Source organism: Mesorhizobium sp. M4B.F.Ca.ET.089.01.1.1 (assembly GCF_004022605.1).
GTDB classification, from domain to species: Bacteria; Pseudomonadota; Alphaproteobacteria; order Rhizobiales; family Rhizobiaceae; genus Mesorhizobium; species Mesorhizobium abyssinicae.
Genome location: NZ_RZOS01000789.1, coordinates 1 through 1,546 on the forward strand (window position 1 = coordinate 1; position 1,546 = coordinate 1,546).

Annotated in this window: 1 protein-coding gene; it reads right to left on the bottom strand. The window is 57.9% G+C overall.

The annotated features are described in order from the left end of the window. Window positions 1-80 precede the first annotated feature (80 nt). Entirely contained in the window at window positions 81-1,172 is a 1,092-nt protein-coding gene (locus EN780_RS33895) for an autotransporter outer membrane beta-barrel domain-containing protein (RefSeq protein WP_128276428.1), read from the bottom strand. Between the last annotated feature and the right edge of the window lie 374 nt (window positions 1,173-1,546).

Consider the following 1,546-nt stretch of genomic DNA (forward strand, 5'->3'; position numbering starts at 1 on the left):
CACCCAGTCCGCCATCGCCGGCGTCGCCCGAAATGCCCTTGGCATCGCCGCCGTCACCGCTTCGATTCGTCGACATCCACTCAGAAGGCGATCTTCAGGCCCAGCTTGCCGGCGACGGTCGTGCTGTCCGCGGACCACTTGCCGCGAATTTCGGAGCTGAGCGTGGTGGATCCCGTCATCTTCAGATTGAATCCGGAGTACAGCGCCACGGAAAAGTCCGCGTCCTCGAATTCGCTTTCCTCGCCCTCGACGCTGGCCGTGTTGGAGTAGCCGAAACGCTGCTGGAAATCGGCACGTGCGTAGGGGCTGATCACCATGCCATTGCCAAGCTGGAAATCGGCATAGATGCCAGGTTCGAATTTGACCGCACCGAAGGACAGGTGGCTCTTGCCGTAATCAGTGCCGAAGCTGTCCTCATATCCGTCGCCGGTGAAAGTGACGCCCAGCAATCCACCGCGCAGATCGAAACGGACCCGGTCGGTCAGGTTGAAGATGCGTCCAACAGACCCGGTGATCGCATAGCCCTGCGTGTCATAGTTGCCGGAGCCGCTGTCCACATTCTCGACGTCGGTGTTGCCGAGGAATGCGGACACCGCCACAAGCGCATAACTCGTATCATGGCGATAGAGTCCATAGCCGCCAAACATGCCGCTTCTGTTGGTGGCATCGCCGCCGCTGGAAAAGCGGCGGTCGTCGACACTCACCTCGGCCGAGGCATAGCCGCCAAACAGGCCTATGTTGAGCCCATGCTCATTATCGAAGCCGAAATGCCTGGCGGCATTGAAATCCACGCTGACGGCAGCGGAGAATTCATCGACATCGAAAGGTTGTCCATCAATTGTGTCGAAGCTGTTCGAAATCCTGAAGCCGTCATGTTCGGTGTGGGCAAGCTGGCCGGAAGCGAAAACGCCAAAAGGCGCCGTCTGGGCTGGTGCCGGCGGAGCCGCCTTGGCCGGACCGACATCCGCTTCGACAATGTCGTCAACAATGTTGTGAAGGGCATCCAGAGACGTGTCGACAATCGCGCCGTTGGCCACTCCGCCAAGATAACAGTTGGCGTCTAGGCCTTCAATGATGCAAGCATTGGCTTTCGAAGGCATGAAGGCCAATGCTGCGCCAATCGAGAGCGCGCTCGCGGCGCACAGGCGCAGAAGCCAATTCGCTGCTTTCATTTTCGTGTCCCCGTACTTAAAGTTTTACTCAAACAGTCGGTGCAAGCTATGCGATTGAATTCTCCAAGAACAACGATCAGGCGCCCATAGATACGATTTCGACATACTAGCAGAAAATCGATCGAAGATCATAGTAACTCACTTTGACCGGTCACGGTCTCGCCCTTCCTTCGAGAGGGGTTCTGATGTAAAATTTTCAGGTCTTCGAAGATGCGGGTTCGGCGCGCAAGGGCCGTCATGGGGTGAGCGCTTCGGTGGCCCGAAGACTGTCGCCAACTGAGACGAGCTCGCGTCATGACCTGTGCCCCCTTCCTGCGCATCGTGGCGGTTCTGCTCTTCTCTTGTCTCGGCTTGATAGGCGTTTGGGCGGCTGC

What these genes read in the sequence shown, in the direction of transcription:
- EN780_RS33895 (WP_128276428.1), bottom strand. Translation starts at nt 1,172, where the DNA reads ATGAAAGCAGCGAATTGGCTTCTGCGCCTGTGCGCCGCGAGCGCGCTC.